The organism is Variovorax frigidus (assembly GCF_051216515.1).
Taxonomy (GTDB): Bacteria; Pseudomonadota; Gammaproteobacteria; order Burkholderiales; family Burkholderiaceae_C; genus Variovorax.
In genome coordinates this window covers 1-14,335 of sequence record NZ_JBPJZF010000013.1, presented here as the reverse complement: position 1 = coordinate 14,335, position 14,335 = coordinate 1, and the positions used below count along the sequence as shown (strand labels likewise).

The 14,335-nt window shown below is 68.4% G+C and carries 13 protein-coding genes and 1 tRNA gene; 10 read left to right on the top strand and 4 right to left on the bottom strand.

Translation table 11 applies throughout. The features are described 5' to 3' along the window. Positions 1-25: 25 nt before the first annotated feature. Positions 26-460, top strand: a complete 435-nt coding sequence (locus ACSFBC_RS28020) for a DUF1841 family protein (protein WP_435513608.1) — start codon at positions 26-28, stop codon at positions 458-460. On the opposite strand, the gene ACSFBC_RS28015 is transcribed toward ACSFBC_RS28020, so the two are convergent. After that, on the bottom strand, positions 447-1,421 hold the full coding sequence (locus ACSFBC_RS28015; RefSeq protein ID WP_435513607.1) for a LysR substrate-binding domain-containing protein: 975 nt from the start codon (positions 1,419-1,421) through the stop codon (positions 447-449). The two genes, ACSFBC_RS28020 and ACSFBC_RS28015, sit on opposite strands and share 14 nt — an antisense overlap. 99 nt (positions 1,422-1,520) lie before the next feature. On the opposite strand from ACSFBC_RS28015, the gene pcaH reads away from it, so the two are divergent. Both pcaH and pcaG read left to right on the top strand, forming a co-directional pair. Then, positions 1,521-2,240 carry a protocatechuate 3,4-dioxygenase subunit beta gene (gene pcaH, locus ACSFBC_RS28010; RefSeq protein WP_435513606.1) on the top strand — a complete coding sequence of 240 codons (720 nt, stop codon included), beginning with the start codon at positions 1,521-1,523 and terminating at the stop codon, positions 2,238-2,240. Between the two features lie 17 nt (positions 2,241-2,257). Beyond that, a complete protein-coding gene (gene pcaG / locus ACSFBC_RS28005) occupies positions 2,258-2,863 on the top strand; it encodes a protocatechuate 3,4-dioxygenase subunit alpha (protein WP_435513605.1) in 606 nt (201 codons plus the stop codon). Between the two features lie 72 nt (positions 2,864-2,935). Here pcaG and ACSFBC_RS28000 read toward each other — a convergent pair whose 3' ends face one another. After that, entirely contained in the window at positions 2,936-3,619 is a 684-nt protein-coding gene (locus ACSFBC_RS28000) for a c-type cytochrome (RefSeq protein WP_435513604.1), read from the bottom strand. A gap of 154 nt (positions 3,620-3,773) precedes the next feature. Here ACSFBC_RS28000 and ACSFBC_RS27995 point away from each other — a divergent pair, with 154 nt between their 5' ends. The 7 genes from ACSFBC_RS27995 (at position 3,774) to ACSFBC_RS27965 (ending at position 13,034) form a co-directional block, all read left to right on the top strand. Beyond that, positions 3,774-4,628, top strand: a complete 855-nt coding sequence (locus tag ACSFBC_RS27995; RefSeq protein WP_435513603.1) for an AAA family ATPase — start codon at positions 3,774-3,776, stop codon at positions 4,626-4,628. Between the two features lie 146 nt (positions 4,629-4,774). Next, a complete protein-coding gene (locus ACSFBC_RS27990; RefSeq protein ID WP_435513602.1) occupies positions 4,775-5,023 on the top strand; it encodes a hypothetical protein in 249 nt (82 codons plus the stop codon). Between the two features lie 15 nt (positions 5,024-5,038). Beyond that, the gene (locus ACSFBC_RS27985; RefSeq protein ID WP_435513601.1) at positions 5,039-5,656 is read left to right on the top strand and encodes a GNAT family N-acetyltransferase; all 618 of its coding nucleotides are present in this window, start codon (positions 5,039-5,041) and stop codon (positions 5,654-5,656) included. Positions 5,657-5,662: 6 nt separating this feature from the next. Next, positions 5,663-6,850 carry a vWA domain-containing protein gene (locus ACSFBC_RS27980; RefSeq protein ID WP_435513600.1) on the top strand — a complete coding sequence of 396 codons (1,188 nt, stop codon included), beginning with the start codon at positions 5,663-5,665 and terminating at the stop codon, positions 6,848-6,850. A 74-nt stretch (positions 6,851-6,924) separates the two neighbouring features. Next, positions 6,925-8,835 carry an autotransporter assembly complex protein TamA gene (locus tag ACSFBC_RS27975; RefSeq protein WP_435513599.1) on the top strand — a complete coding sequence of 637 codons (1,911 nt, stop codon included), beginning with the start codon at positions 6,925-6,927 and terminating at the stop codon, positions 8,833-8,835. Between the two features lie 13 nt (positions 8,836-8,848). Further along, a complete protein-coding gene (locus ACSFBC_RS27970; protein WP_435513598.1) occupies positions 8,849-12,928 on the top strand; it encodes a translocation/assembly module TamB domain-containing protein in 4,080 nt (1,359 codons plus the stop codon). A 31-nt stretch (positions 12,929-12,959) separates the two neighbouring features. After that, a tRNA-Arg gene (locus tag ACSFBC_RS27965) sits at positions 12,960-13,034 on the top strand. A gap of 99 nt (positions 13,035-13,133) precedes the next feature. Here ACSFBC_RS27965 and ACSFBC_RS27960 read toward each other — a convergent pair. Together ACSFBC_RS27960 and ACSFBC_RS27955 are read right to left on the bottom strand one after the other, a co-directional pair. Next, positions 13,134-13,352, bottom strand: a complete 219-nt coding sequence (locus ACSFBC_RS27960) for a hypothetical protein (protein ID WP_435513597.1) — start codon at positions 13,350-13,352, stop codon at positions 13,134-13,136. Between the two features lie 102 nt (positions 13,353-13,454). Next, the gene (locus ACSFBC_RS27955; RefSeq protein WP_435513596.1) at positions 13,455-13,691 is read right to left on the bottom strand and encodes a hypothetical protein; all 237 of its coding nucleotides are present in this window, start codon (positions 13,689-13,691) and stop codon (positions 13,455-13,457) included. Positions 13,692-14,335 lie beyond the last annotated feature (644 nt).

The following is a 14,335-nucleotide window of genomic DNA, read 5'->3' as shown; positions in this document are numbered from 1 at the left end:
CGCCGGTGCTACCCTCCCGCGCATCATGTTCAATCCCACTCAGGAAGAAGTGCGCCGCTTCTTCTGCAACGTCTACGCGAAGAACCGCGACGGCCTGCCCATGGAAGCGCTGGAAACCATCGCTGCCGGCTGGATCGACGCACACCCCGAATACCACGCCGAACTGGCCGATGCCGATGCCGCGGTGACGCGCATCTACGACGGCCAGGACGGGCGCGAGAACCCCTTCCTGCACCTGTCGATGCACCTGTCGATCAGCGAGCAGTGCTCGATCGACCAGCCGCGCGGCATCCGCCAGGCCGTCGAACTGCTGTCGGCACGCCGCCGCTCGCTGCTCGAAGCGCACCACGAAGCCATGGAGTGCCTGGGCCGGATGATGTGGGAAGCGCAGCGCGCGGGTCGGCCGCCCGACGGCGAAGCGTATGTGGACTGCGTGCAGCGCAGAGCTACGCGCGACTGAGCAACGCGGCCGCGTGGGCCGACGCCCCTTCGCGCAGCAACGCCGCCAGCGTGCGCTGCGCGGCCGAGGGCTCCACGCCGCTGCGCAGCAGCAAGCCGACCGGCTCCTCGGTGCCCGATGTGGCCACGCGCAGGCGCGCCAGCGTGCCGGTCCGCAGTTCGTCGCGCGCCGCGCCCGCGGCCGTGAACCAGACCGCATCCGAACGCAGCAGCAGCGCGCGCGCCACCGACAGGTCCAGCGTCTGCGTGTGGTCGGCCGGCAGCCGCAGGCCCAGGCCCGAGAACAGACTCTCGGTGTGGTGGCGCGGGACCGTGCCTTCGCTGTAGACCACCAGCGGATACGCCATCACCTCCTGCATCGACAGCGAGGCCATGCCGGCCAGCGGATGGCCGGGCCGCACCACCATGGCCAGCGGCTCGGCGCAGAGGAACTCGAAGCTCAGGCCGGCCATGCGCTGCGGATCGCTCATGCGGCCGCAGACCAGGTCGAGCTCGCCGGCACGCAACGCGTCGCACAGCGCGGCGTTGGCGCCGGTGCGCACCTCGGCCTGCAGCGCGGGCATGCGCTGGCGCAGGACCAGCAGCGCATCGACCAGCAGGGTCGGCGCCACGCTGGGCAGCGCGCCGATGCGCACGCGTTCGATGCGCTCGCCCGCATCGGGCCGCAGCGCCTGCGCGCCGGCATCGACCGCTTCCAGCACGCGCAGCGCATGCGCCAGCAGCTGTTCGCCGGCCACGGTGAAGCGCTGGATGCCGCGCCGCCCGGCCTCGCCGCGCTCGACCAGGCGGGTGCCGGCCAGTGCCTCGAGTTCGGCCAGGGTCTTGGACATCGCGGGCTGGCTCAGCGCCAGCCGCTCGGCCGCGCGCGCCAGGTGCCGTTCCTGCGCGACCGCCACCAGGCAGCGCAGGTGCCGCAACTGGACGCCGCGGGCGAAGCGTTCGGAAGAAAGGGGCGGCTGCATTGAATTACCGATGGTTATAAGAAGTCGCCAAACAGTCAATTTACATCAACACATCGCATGAATAGAGTGCGAACTCCCCTCGATGCCGGAGACAAGCCCATGAACGACCCCACGCCCCTGCCCACCCTCACGCCCCGTGACTGGGACAGCCACCCCGCCTACATCTATCCCGGCTACAAGTCGACGATGAAGCGCGGACCGCTGCAGCCGCTGATCCCGCTGAAGGCCGCGCTGGGCGAACTGCAGCAGCCGGTCTACGGCCACGGCAGCATCGGCGCGCTCGACCACGACCTCACGCGCAACGCGCGCCGCAACGGCGAACCGATCGGCGAGCGCATGGTGCTGGCCGGCCAGGTGCTCGACGAGCACCGCCGCCCGGTGCGCAATACGCTGGTCGAACTCTGGCAGGCCAACGCCTCGGGCCGCTATGTGCACAAGGTCGACCAGCACGACGCGCCGCTGGACCCCAACTTCCTGGGCGCCGGCCGCTGCCTGACCGACGACGAGGGTCGCTACCGTTTCCTCACGATCAAGCCCGGCGCCTATCCATGGGGCAACCACCCCAACGCCTGGCGGCCGCAGCACATCCACCTGTCGCTGTTCGGCCAGCATTTCGCGAGCCGGCTGGTGACGCAGATGTACTTCCCCGGCGACCCGCTGCTGCAGTACGACCCGATGGTGAACGGCACGCCGGAGAAGTACCGCAACCGCCTGGTCGCCGACTTCAGCCTCGACCTCACCGAGCCCGACTACGCGCTGGGCTACCAGTTCGACATCGTGCTGCGCGGCGCCGACAAGACACCCTTCGAAAACCGCTGAGCCAGGAGACCCACGCCATGATGAGCGCACTGGAAATCAACTTCGGCCAGACCCCGTCGCAGACGGTCGGCCCTTTCTTCGCCTACGGCCTCACGGCCACGCAGTACGGCTACGACTTCGACCAGCCCTTCGACGCCACGCTGGCGCTCGACGAGGCGGTGGGAGAGCGCATCCGCCTCGAAGGCCGCGTGATCGACGGCGACGGCAACCCGATCGTCGACGCCATGGTCGAGATCAGCCAGCCCGACGGCGAAGGCCGCTACCCGCAATCGGTGGAAGAAGTGCAGGCCCGCGGCTTCCGCGCCTTCGGCCGCTGCGGCACCGGCACCGACGCACAGAAGCGCTTCGTGTTCCACACCGTCAAGCCAGGCGCGCAGGCGCCGGGCGAGGCACCGCACATCGACGTGATCGTCACGATGCGCGGCCTGCTGCTGCATGCGTTCACCCGCATCTACTTCAGCGACGAAGCGGCCGCGAATGCCGGCGACGCGGTGCTGCAGAGCGTGCCCGCCGCGCGTCGCCCGACGCTGATCGCCGAACGCATCGCGCTGAACGGTGCGGTGCGCTACCGCATCGACATCCACATGCAGGGGCCGAACGAGACGGTGTTCTTCGACGTCTGATCGATCGCTGCGTCCAGCAAAAAGCCCGCTCGAAGCGGGCTTTTTGAATGCGGAGAGAGAAAGAGAGAGGCCTTACTTGGCCGAATGGAAGCGCGACTCGGGCACCACCTTGACTTCGCCCGGCAGCGCGCCGATGTAGCCGGCCAGTTCCTTGAGTTCGGCATTGGTGAACTTCTTGGCCTGGCCGCTCATCACGCCGTTGGAACGACCGACATTCGCGTGGTTCTCGGCCTTGTACGACTTCAGCGCGACGAACAGGTAGTCCGCGTGCTGGCCGGCGAGCTTGGGCACGGTGCCGTCGTTCGGGGTGTTGAAGTTGGCGCCGTGGCACTTGGTGCAGGCGTTGTCCTTGTCGCGCGAGATCAGCGCCTGGACGCGCTCGCTCGGCTGCTTGGCCGCGGCCGCCGGTGGCGCATCGCCCGCCTTCACGCCCAGCTGCGCGTAGTAGGCCGCGAGGTCCGCCATGTCCTGCTCGGTCAGCGAGTCGGCGATGGCACGCATCGTCGGGTGCTTGCGGTCACCGGCCTTGTAGGCAGCCAGCGCCGAGCTGATGTACGTGGCGCTCTGGCCCGCGATCATCGGCACCTTGTGGATCTCGGGGAAGCTGGCCTGGTAGCCGACGATGCCGTGGCAACCGACACACATGGCGGTCTTCTTGGCACCGTTTTCGACGCTGCCGGAGACGGCCTGCGCCTGAGCCGAGAACGTCACGCAAGCGACAGCCAGGGCAAACATCGTGGTCAACAACTTGTTCATTTTGCGCGCACAATCTCGTGGAAATTCAGTTTTTTCAGATCAACATTTGATTATATGCGGGGGCTTTTCACAGCCCCGAGCCAAGGCGACAGTGCCGACCGCCAACGCATGCTTGAATGGTCGCTTTCTTCCACCCCCCAGCTCGATGTCATCCATGAAATTCAAGGGCTCAGACAACTACGTTGCCACCCAGGACCTGATGCTTGCGGTCAATGCCGCCATCACGCTCAAGCGCCCGCTGCTCGTCAAGGGCGAACCGGGCACCGGCAAGACGATGCTGGCCGAGGAAGTGGCCGCCGCACTCGACCTCCCGCTGCTGCAGTGGCACATCAAATCGACCACCAAGGCGCAACAGGGCCTCTACGAATACGACGCCGTGAGCCGCCTGCGCGACTCGCAGCTGTCGGACGTCGACGGCGGCGAGCGGGTGAAGAACATCGAGAACTACATCGTCAAGGGCGTGCTGTGGCAGGCCTTCACGGCCGACCAGCCGGTGGCGCTGCTGATCGACGAGATCGACAAGGCCGACATCGAATTCCCGAACGACCTGCTGCGCGAAATCGACCGCATGGAGTTCTACTGCTACGAGACGCGCGAGCTGATCCGCGCCAAGCACCGGCCGGTGGTGTTCATCACCTCGAACAACGAGAAGGAACTGCCCGACGCCTTCCTGCGCCGCTGCTTCTTCCACTACATCAAGTTCCCCGACGCCGAGACCATGCGCAGCATCGTCGACGTGCACTTCCCGGGCCTCAAGCAGGAACTGCTCGCGGCCGCGATGAAGACCTTCTACGACGTGCGCAACCTGCCCGGCCTGAAGAAGAAGCCCTCGACCTCCGAACTGCTCGACTGGCTCAAGCTGCTGGTGGCCGAGGACATCCCGCTCGAGGCGCTGCAGAGCAAGGACGACAAGGTCGCGGTGCCGCCGCTGGTGGGCGCGCTGCTCAAGAACGAACAGGATGTGACGCTCTTCGAGAAGCTGGTCTTCATGCAGCGCAACAACCGCTGAATGAAACCCACCCCCGATGCGCCTGCGGCGCCTCCCCCTCAAGGGGGCGCACCCGGCGGCCTGGCAAAGCCAGTTCCGCGGGTGCCCTGGCATCTGGCCGCGCCGGCTGCATCGGTGGCGGGTGTGGCAGCCCCACGGAGACTGACATGAAGGAAATGACCCCACATCCGCCGCGCCAGTTGCTGATCCTCGGCGTGGCCCAGGCCGTGGGCTTCGTGCTCGGCGCGCTGCTGGGCCGCGGGCTGGGCCTGCTCTTGGGGCTCGACGCCTTCGGCAGCGCGGGCTACGACGGCCCGGGCATGCTGGGCATCGCGCTGATCGGCGTGGGCGGCGGCGGCGGCGTCCAGTTGGGCCGCACGCTGTACCGCCGCAAATATGGTGACCCCCGGGTCTGACCCAGAGAGTTCTGCATGGCCTTCGTCGAACCGACCACTTTGAAATCCCGCGGCATTGCGCTGGTGCCGCTGGCCCTGTCGCATGAAGACGGCCTGTGCGCCGCCGCGGCCGACGGCCAACTGTGGACACTGCGCGTCACCTCGGTGCCCGAACCGCAGGACACCCGCGGCTACATCGAAGCGGCGCTGCAGATGCGCGAGGCCGGCAACCGCTTCGCCTTCGCCGTGACCGACGAGACCACCGGCACGGTGCTGGGCACCACGAGCTTCCATGACATCCTGCCCGCCGTGAAGCGCGTGGAGATCGGCTACACCTGGTATGCCGCGCGCTGCCAGCGCACCCACGTCAACACCACCTGCAAGCTGCTGATGCTCACGCACGCCTTCGACACGCTGGGCTGCCGCACGGTGGGCTGGCGCACCGACAACTTCAACTTCGCGTCGCAGCGCGCCATCGAGCGGCTCGGCGCCCGGAAAGACGGCGTGATCCGCGGCCACGCGCTGCGGCGCGACGGCACGGTGCGCGACACCGTGATGTACAGCGTGAGCGCGGGCGAATGGCCCGAGATCCAGGCGCAGCTGCAATACCTGCTCGACAAACCTCGCCCCGCAACGACGAACCCCCAGGAGTGAGCCGCGATGCTGATCGACTTCTTCTACACCCTGCGCGCGGCCAAGTTGCCGGTGTCGGTCAAGGAATACCTGACGCTGCTCGAGGCCCTGAAGTCCGACGTGGTCGGGCCGAACTCCGATGACGCCTATGGCATGGACGACTTCTATTACCTGAGCCGCACGGCGCTGGTGAAGGACGAGAAGCACTACGACAAGTTCGACCGCGCCTTCGCCGGCTACTTCAAGGGCGTGGAGATGCTCACGGACTTCACCAAGGAAGTCCCGCTCGACTGGCTGCGCAAGACGCTGGAGCGCGAGTTCAGCGCCGAGGAAAAGGCCAAGATCGAGAAGATGGGCTGGGACGAGCTCATGGAGACCCTGAAAAAGCGCTTCGAGGAGCAGAAGGAGCGCCACCAGGGCGGCAGCAAGTGGATCGGCACGGGCGGCACCTCGCCCTTCGGCCACGGCGGCTACAACCCACAGGGCATCCGCATCGGCGGCGCCGGCAAGAACAAGAGCGCGGTCAAGGTCTGGGACCAGCGTGCCTACAAGGACTACGACGACACGCAGGAACTGGGCACGCGCAACATCAAGGTCGCGCTGCGCCGGCTGCGCAAGTTCGCGCGCGAAGGCAACGTCGAGGAGCTCGATCTCGACGAGACCATCGCCAAGACCGCGGCCAACGCCGGCTACCTCGACATCAAGATGCGGCCCGAGCGCCACAACAACGTCAAGGTGCTGCTGCTGATGGACGTGGGCGGCACCATGGACGAGCACATCCAGCGCGTCGAGGAGCTGTTCTCGGCCGTCAAGACCGAATTCAAGCACCTGGAGTTCTATTACTTCCACAACTGCGTCTACGACTTCATGTGGAAGAACAACAAGCGCCGCTTCTCGGAGAAGTTCGCGACCTGGGACATCCTGCGCAAGTACAACAAGGACTACAAGCTGATCTTCGTGGGCGACGCGACGATGAGCCCCTACGAGATCCTGCAGCCCGGCGGCAGCGTGGAATACAACAACGAGGAAGCCGGCGCCGAGTGGCTGCAGCGCCTCACGCACAGCTTCCCCAAGTTCGCCTGGATCAACCCCGAGCCGCAGGGCGTGTGGCAGTACCGCCAGAGCATCTCGGTGGTGCAGCAGCTGATGTCCAACCGCATGTACCCGCTGACGCTCAAGGGCCTCGAGGAAGCGATGCGCATGCTGTCCAAGTAGGACGCAGCCCCCACTTGGCGCACCGCGCCCGGCCCGCGCCGGGACGGTCTCGGCTTGCTGTCAGAATGGGGCCGATGGTCAGGGTGGTCCTCTTCAAAACGCCGGCGCGCATGCCGGCGTTGCTTCTTGCAAGCATCCTTCTTCTTTTGCAAGGGTGCAGCTTGCTGCCATCGAAAAAGGACGCGACCGAAGACGGCACGCAGGCCGTCACCGCGGACAGCTCGGCCTCCTCCAGCGAGGAAGGCGACGCAAATCGAGAAGCCTTCACGCTGGAAGTGCACGGCCCCGATGCGGTGCGCGACTATCTGGCCCTGCACCTCGAGATCCAGCGCTACACCCGGCTGCCCGACCTCGGTGCCACCGAGCTGTCGCGCCTGATGGTGGCGGCCGAGGCCAATGCGCGCGAGCTGCTGGCCACGCTGGGCTACTTCACGCCGACGCTCACGCTCGAGCTCAAGGAAACGCCCGCCGAGAAGACGCCGCGCAAGGTCGTCGTGACCGTCGACCCGGGCGAGTCCACGCGGGTGAAGGCGGTCGAGATCCGCTTCAGCGACGCGATCGCGAACGATCCGAGCGCCGCGGCGCAGCGCGAAGCGATCCAGTCGGCCTGGACGCTGCAGAGCGGCCAGCTCTTCACCCAGCAGGCCTGGGACAACGCCAAGGCCATCGGGCTGCGCAGCCTCACGTCGAAACGCTACGCCACGGGCAGCATCGCCAACAGCCGCGCCACCATCCACGCCGACCGCGGCGAGGCACAGCTCGGCATCACCTATGCCTCGGGCCCGGCCTACCGCTTCGGCGCGGTCGACGTGCGCGGCGCCCAGCGCTACGACGCCGACGGCGCGCGCCGCATCGCCCGCGTGCCCACCGGCGCCGACTACGACCAGCAGAAACTGCTCGACGCGCAGCAGCGGCTGGCCAGCAGCGGCTACTACGACTCGGTCTTCCTCACGCTCGAGACCGACGGCACCGACCCGCAGGCCGCGCCCGTCATCGCGCAGGTGCGCGAGGCGCCGCTGCAGAAGGTGGTGCTGGGGGCGGGCTTCACCACCGACGGCGGGCCGCGCCTGTCGATCGACCATGTGCACAACCAGATGCCGCTGCTCGGATGGCGCGCGGTGTCCAAGCTGTCGGTGGACCGCGAGACCCAATCGCTGGGCACCGACTGGAACGGCATCCCCGGCAACGACGGCTGGCGCTGGTTCGGTTCCGGCCTGCTCAAGCGCGAGGTCTCGGGCACCTACGACGTCGACAGCGGACGCCTGCGCGCCGGTCGCGGCCGCACCGGCGACCGCATCGACCGCAGCCTGTTCCTGCAGTACGACTACGCGACCAACCGCGGCGACGGCGCACCGCCCTCGGCCTCGGCCGTCAGCGCCAACTGGACCTGGACCGGCCGCTACTTCGACAGCAACGACGCGCCCTCGCGCGGCCAGGGCCTGGCGCTCGAACTCGGCCTGGGCCAGACGCTGATCGGCGAACGTGCGCCCTTCGTGCGCAGCTACGCGCGCTGGCTCGGCATTCTTCCCCTGGGCCGCGTGCAGGGCACCGACGGCACCCAGGCGCGCAACAGCCGACTCCAGTTCCGCGCCGAGGGCGGCGCCGTGGTCGCCAAGGACAGCGCGCAGATCCCGTCCACGCTGATGTTCCTGACAGGCGGCGACACCACGGTGCGCGGCTACAGCTACCGCCAGATCGGCACCGAGCGCGCCGACGGCACCATCGTCGCCGGCCGTTACCTGGGCGTGGCCAGCGTCGAGTGGCAGCGCCCGATCGTCTGGAACGGCAAGCTCAGCGACTGGGAAAGCGCGGCCTTCGTCGACGCCGGCTCGGTGGCCGACAAGGTCGGCGAGCTCAAGGCCAAGGTCGGCGTGGGCGTCGGTGCGCGTTGGCGCAGCCCGGTCGGCCCGGTGCAGGCCGACGTGGCCTACGGCGTCGACGTGAAGAAGTTCAGGCTGCACCTGCGGCTGGGCTTCAATTTCTAAGCGCGGCGTCAGCATGGCAACGGCCCCCACGAACCCATCGACCGCGCCGCCGCGCCGATCGCGCACGCGCCGCGTGCTGCGCGCCGCGGCCTGGAGCTTCGGCGCGCTGGTCGCTCTGCTGGTCCTGGTCGTCGCAGCCGGCTGGTGGTGGCTGGGCTCCGACCAGTCGCTGGCCTACGCGATCTCGAAGGCCGCGCGCTACCTGCCGGCCGGCCAGACGCTGCAGAGCCGCGAGGTCAGCGGCTCGCTGCGCACCGGCGGCCGCATCGGCTTCCTGCAGTGGCAGAGCCCGACGCTGTCGGTCGAGGTACACGACGCCACCATCGGCTGGACGCTCAAGCCGCTGTTCCAGCGCAAGGTGCAGCTCGGCGAGGTGCACGCGACGCAGGTGCTGATCGAGCGCCGCGGCCCGCCGCCCGAGAAGAACGACGAACCGCTGCAGCCGCTCGAGCAGCTGGTGCTGCCGGTCGATGTCGACCTGCCTTTCCGCATCGACACCGTGCGCTGGGCCGGCCCGCCCGTGGTGGAAGTGAAGAACCTGGCCGGCCGCTACGCCTATGCCCAGCGCCGGCATGCCCTGACCGTCGACGGCGTCGACGTCGCCGACGGCCACTACAGCGCGCGCGTGGGCCTGCAGGGCGACGCCCCGATGGCCATCGACGCGGCACTCGAAGGCAAGGTGCGTGCGCCGCTGACCGAAGACCGCAGCATCGAAGTCCAGGCCCAGGCCAGCGTCAAGGGCGCGCTGGCCGGCAGCGCGGCGCGCCTGGCCATCGCGGCCGAATTGCAGCCGACCGAACAGGACGAGAAGAACCCGATGCAGGCGAAGCTGCGCGCCAACATCGCACCCTGGCTGCCGCAGCCGGTGGTCGATGCCGACGCCGACCTGCGCAACGTCGACCTCGCCCGCCTCTGGCCCACCGCCCCCGCCACGCTGCTGAGCGGCAAGGTGCAGGCCGGCCCGGGCGCTGCCGGGAGTGACGTGCAATGGCAGGCCAGCGCCGACATCCGCAACGCGCTGCCCGGCCCGTGGGACGCAGGCCGCCTGCCGCTGGAGCAGGTCGAGGCCCGCACAAGTTTCGACGGCAGCACCTGGACCGTGCCGGCCGCCACGCTGCGCACCGGCGGTGGCCGGATCGAGGCCGAAGGCGAATGGCGCGCCGCGCCCGCACCCTGGCAGGTCAACGCCACCGTGCGCGGCGTGCAGCCGGGCGGCCTGCACACGCAGCTGGCCGGCGCGCCCGTGAGCGGCCGCATCGAGGTCGAACAACGCGACGAGGCGCTGCGTTTCGACGTGGCGCTGCAGGCGCAGGGCACGGCCGGCAGCCGCGCGCTGCAGGGCCTGCGGCTGGACCTCGTCAAAGCCCAGGGCCAGTGGAAGGACCAGGTGCTCGACCTGCGCACGCTGCGCGTCGAGGCCGCGCAGGCCAGCGTCGCCGGCCAGTTGCAGGCGCGCATCGCCGAGCGCGCCGGCAGCGGCGACCTGAAAGTGGTGCTGCCCGGCGGCAATGCGCAGGTCAATGGCCGCATGGGCCCCGCGCAGGGGCGCGGCGAACTCACGGCGCAGGTCGACGATGCGGCCGCGTTGCAGCGCTGGGTCGAGAAGCTGCCCGGTCTGGCCACGGTCTTCGCCGGCGCGAGCGCCCAGGGCAATGCCCGCCTCGATGCGCGCTGGAATGGCGGTTGGGAAGCCGTGCAGCGCCGCCTGCAGAACGCTGCCGCGCCGGCGCCGCGCGGCAGCGTCGAGCCGACCGTGCAAGCCACGCTGGCCGTGCCACGGCTCGACCTGCGCCTGCCGGCTCCGGCGGTGCCCGCCGGCGCATTGCCGGCGCCGGCCACCCCGCCCATCCAGCTGCGCGGCCTGCGCGCCGAACTGGGCGGCAGCCTCGCGCAAGCCACGCTTTCGGTGCAGGGTGAGGCCCTGCGCGGCCCCCAGAAACTCACGCTCGACACCCGCGCCAGCGGCGCGCTCGAAGGCCCGGGCCGCTGGCGCGCCGCGCTGGCCAGCCTGCGCGTGCAGGCGCAGGACAGCACCCGCCCCGGCCCCTGGACCGTGGCGCTGAGTGGGCCGCTCAACGCCAACGTGCGCAGCGTCGCGAGCGGCCTCGAGATCGACACCTCGGCCGGCGGCGCCACGCTCCAGGGTCCGGTGGCCGGCACGGTGCGGCTCGATTGGGAGCCGGTGCGCTTCCGCCAGACCGGCAGCGGCGCGCAGCGAGGCATCCGCGTGCAGACCAAGGGCCGCATGCAGGGCCTGCCGATGGCCTGGGCCGAGGCACTGGACAACAACAGCTCGCTCGCAAGCCTGGGCCTGAGCGGCGACCTGCTGTTCAACGGCGACTGGGACATCGACGCGGGCGATGCGCTGCGCGGCAGCGTGCGGCTCGCCCGCCAGAGCGGCGACATCCGCGTGCAGGCCGGCGAGGCCGCGCTGGTGACCCGCATCGAGAGCCGCGGCACCGGCACCAAGAGCGAGATCAAGATGGTGTCGGGCACGACCAACGTCGACAACCCGAGCACCCCGGCCGGGCTGCGGCAGGCCGAGGTGCGCATCGAGGCACAGGGCGAAGAGGTGCGCGCCAACCTGGTCTGGGACAGCGAACGCGCCGGCAACATCCGCGCCGACGCCCGCACGCGCGTGGCGCAGCGCGACGGCGGCTGGCAGTGGGCCGAAGACGCCCCGTTGAACGGCAACGTGAAGGCCCGCATGCCGAGCCTGGGCGTGTGGTCGATGCTGGCGCCGCCGGGCTGGCGCATCGCCGGCACGCTCGAAGCCGACGCCGCCCTGTCGGGCAGCCGCACCGCGCCGCGCTGGAACGGCACGCTGGCGGCCGACCAGCTGGCGCTGCGCGCGCCGGTCGAAGGCCTGGACCTGCGCGACGGCCGGCTGCGCGCCACGCTGGGCGGCGACCGCGTCGACATCACCGAATTCACGCTCAAGGGCGGCCGCGGCAACAGCGCGCGCATCGCCGGACAGAGCGGCAACCTCAGCACCACCTCGAGCGAGGCCGCACGCGACGGCGGCACGCTGACGGGACGCGGCGAGATGCGCTGGGGCGCGCCTGCCACGGCGGGCGGCTCGGGCATCCGGATGGCCATGCAGGCCCAGTTGCGCAGCCTGCGCGTGCTGGTGCGCACCGACCGCCAGGTCACGCTGTCGGGCGACCTGCAGGCGCGGCTGGACGACGGCCAGTTCACGCTGCGCGGCAAGCTCGAGACCGAGCGCGCCGTGATCATCCTGCCCGACGAGAGCGCGCCCAGCCTGGGCACCGACGTGGTCGTGCGCTCGGCCGCCAAGGACCGCGAAGCGGCCGCGACCGCGCAGCGCGAGGCCGCGCAGAGCAGCGCCCAGGCGGCCAGGCCGCAGACCGCGAAGCCTTTCGACGTGGCCGTGACCTTCGACCTCGGCAAGGACTTCGCGGTGCAGGGCCGCGGCATCACGACGCGGCTCGAAGGCCAGCTCGACATCCGCAGCACCTCCTTGAGTTCGCCGCCGCGCGTGACCGGCGAAGTGCGCACGGTGAAGGGCCAGTACCGCGCCTACGGCCAGCAGCTGGACATCGAGACCGGTCTCGCGCGTTTCAACGGCCCGGTCGACAACCCGGCGCTCGACATCCTCGCGATCCGGCCCAACATCTCGCAGCGCGCTGGCGTGCAGGTCTCGGGCAGCGCCCAGGTGCCGCGCGTCAAGCTCTACTCGGAGCCCGCGCTGTCGGACGCGGAAACGCTGTCGTGGGTGATTTTGGGCCGCGCCTCGGTGGGCAACGGCGGCGAATCGATCCTGATGCAGCAGGCCGCGCTGGCATTGCTGGGCGGCCTGGGCAAGGGCGGATCGGGCGGCAGCCTGGCCAGCCGACTGGGCCTCGACGAGATCGGCTTCAAGGGTCCGGGCAGCGGCGGCGAACTGCGCGAATCCGCGGTCACGGTGGGCAAGCGGCTGTCGAAGGATTTCTACGTCACCTACGAGAGCAGCCTGACCGGCGTGCTCGGCACCCTCTTCATCTTCTACGACCTGACCCAGCGCCTCACGCTGCGCGGCCAGGCCGGCGCACAAAGCGGCGTGGACCTGATCTACACGCTCAAGTACGACTGAGCCCTCTGCTAAAGTCGCCGGGCTGCCCTCCGTCCTCGTAGTTCAATGGATAGAACGGGGTCCTCCTAAGACTCAGATACAGGTTCGATTCCTGTCGAGGGCACCATCAAGAGCCTGATTTCATCGGCTCTGACTGCAGGCCATCGGCGCGCTCGATGTCCCTGGCATGCGCAGCATCAGCACACCGTAGGCCTGGCGTGGCGCGCTACGAAGCTTCGTCGACGCCCGATGGGCCGGCGTCTTCCCACTCGCTGCCTGGCTTGCGCCGATAGAGGTCGTAGCCGCCCTCGGCGCGGGCGATCTTGATGATCTGCTCATGATCATCCGAAATCGCAATCTGCGGCTTTGGCTCAGGGAGGTTGTCGTATCGACCGCTGAGGCAGTCGGCGAAGTATTGGTTGAGTTCGTTCGGGGTATGTTGCATTGGCTGATTGTCCCCTCTGTCCTCAACGCTCTGCAAAATGCAAGCGGCGCAATTCGCAAAGCTGGTAGCCGCACATCACGGTCTCGCCTGCCGTACGGACCCTCAGGGCCGCAGCACAGGTTGCACCCACTCCGGATCATGCCCAGCGCCTGGGCCACCAAGCGCCCAGATGGCGGCCCCCACACCCATCAGCGCAGCCACATCGGCCTCGTAGGTGTCGCTGTACATATCCAGGTGGTCGATGACCGCCGCGAGGGCCGTTACCGCTTCATGCAGCGGCGGTGCACCACCGACCTTCGCCAACGCCATGATTCGCAGCATCACATCCGTCTGGTTCATGGCCGCACTGTGCCCGCGCGCTTTGGCGCATGCAAGACACAAGGCCACAGCGCAACCCGTCGACCGCCCTGAGTCCATTGGTCACCCACTGATCATGGCCGACCGGATGAACTTGGCTGCCTGCTGAAGAAATTCGAATTCAGCTGATTCCAAGGGCTGGGCGCAGACATAAAAAATGACAAGGCTTCCGATGATTCGCCTCCGTCAAAAAACCAGTCATTGTTCTTGTTGCGCGGCAGACACGTCCAGGGCCTATAGGAATCGCGGGCTCACGGCCGCGTCCTGATGTAGGAAACGGCCGACGTGGGCATATTCATCCTGAGTTTTTGAACACTTTGGTTCTCTCAATTCACAGCCTTGCGCGCACTCGAAGAAACCGCCGCGCGCCGCACCAGAAAAGCAATCGGCAGGTGCGCCTCTTGCACCATGAGATCAATAATAAATGAGTATTGCTAAATATAAATTCGCCGCATCATCGAATTTCCAATTTCCGGAAGCGGCCTGGACGGTCGCGTCGGATTGGACTTGACGGCTTGCAATGCTGTCCTGACTTGTCGGGAATTCGAGAATCAGCCTGAAAGGCTATGACGATGACAACCACTTTGCGCAATTTCTTTCACAACAATACAGCGCGCTGTACGTTG

Excerpts from the sequence above, each read along its gene's own strand:
- ACSFBC_RS28020 (WP_435513608.1), top strand. The coding sequence starts at position 26 with ATGTTCAATCCCACTCAGGAAGAAGTGCGCCGCTTCTTCTGCAACGTC.
- ACSFBC_RS28015 (WP_435513607.1), bottom strand. The coding sequence starts at position 1,421 with ATGCAGCCGCCCCTTTCTTCCGAACGCTTCGCCCGCGGCGTCCAGTTG.
- pcaH (WP_435513606.1), top strand. The coding sequence starts at position 1,521 with ATGAACGACCCCACGCCCCTGCCCACCCTCACGCCCCGTGACTGGGAC.
- pcaG (WP_435513605.1), top strand. The coding sequence starts at position 2,258 with ATGATGAGCGCACTGGAAATCAACTTCGGCCAGACCCCGTCGCAGACG.
- ACSFBC_RS28000 (WP_435513604.1), bottom strand. The coding sequence starts at position 3,619 with ATGAACAAGTTGTTGACCACGATGTTTGCCCTGGCTGTCGCTTGCGTG.
- ACSFBC_RS27995 (WP_435513603.1), top strand. The coding sequence starts at position 3,774 with ATGAAATTCAAGGGCTCAGACAACTACGTTGCCACCCAGGACCTGATG.
- ACSFBC_RS27990 (WP_435513602.1), top strand. The coding sequence starts at position 4,775 with ATGAAGGAAATGACCCCACATCCGCCGCGCCAGTTGCTGATCCTCGGC.
- ACSFBC_RS27985 (WP_435513601.1), top strand. The coding sequence starts at position 5,039 with ATGGCCTTCGTCGAACCGACCACTTTGAAATCCCGCGGCATTGCGCTG.
- ACSFBC_RS27980 (WP_435513600.1), top strand. The coding sequence starts at position 5,663 with ATGCTGATCGACTTCTTCTACACCCTGCGCGCGGCCAAGTTGCCGGTG.
- ACSFBC_RS27975 (WP_435513599.1), top strand. The coding sequence starts at position 6,925 with ATGGTCAGGGTGGTCCTCTTCAAAACGCCGGCGCGCATGCCGGCGTTG.
- ACSFBC_RS27970 (WP_435513598.1), top strand. The coding sequence starts at position 8,849 with ATGGCAACGGCCCCCACGAACCCATCGACCGCGCCGCCGCGCCGATCG.
- ACSFBC_RS27960 (WP_435513597.1), bottom strand. The coding sequence starts at position 13,352 with ATGCAACATACCCCGAACGAACTCAACCAATACTTCGCCGACTGCCTC.
- ACSFBC_RS27955 (WP_435513596.1), bottom strand. The coding sequence starts at position 13,691 with ATGAACCAGACGGATGTGATGCTGCGAATCATGGCGTTGGCGAAGGTC.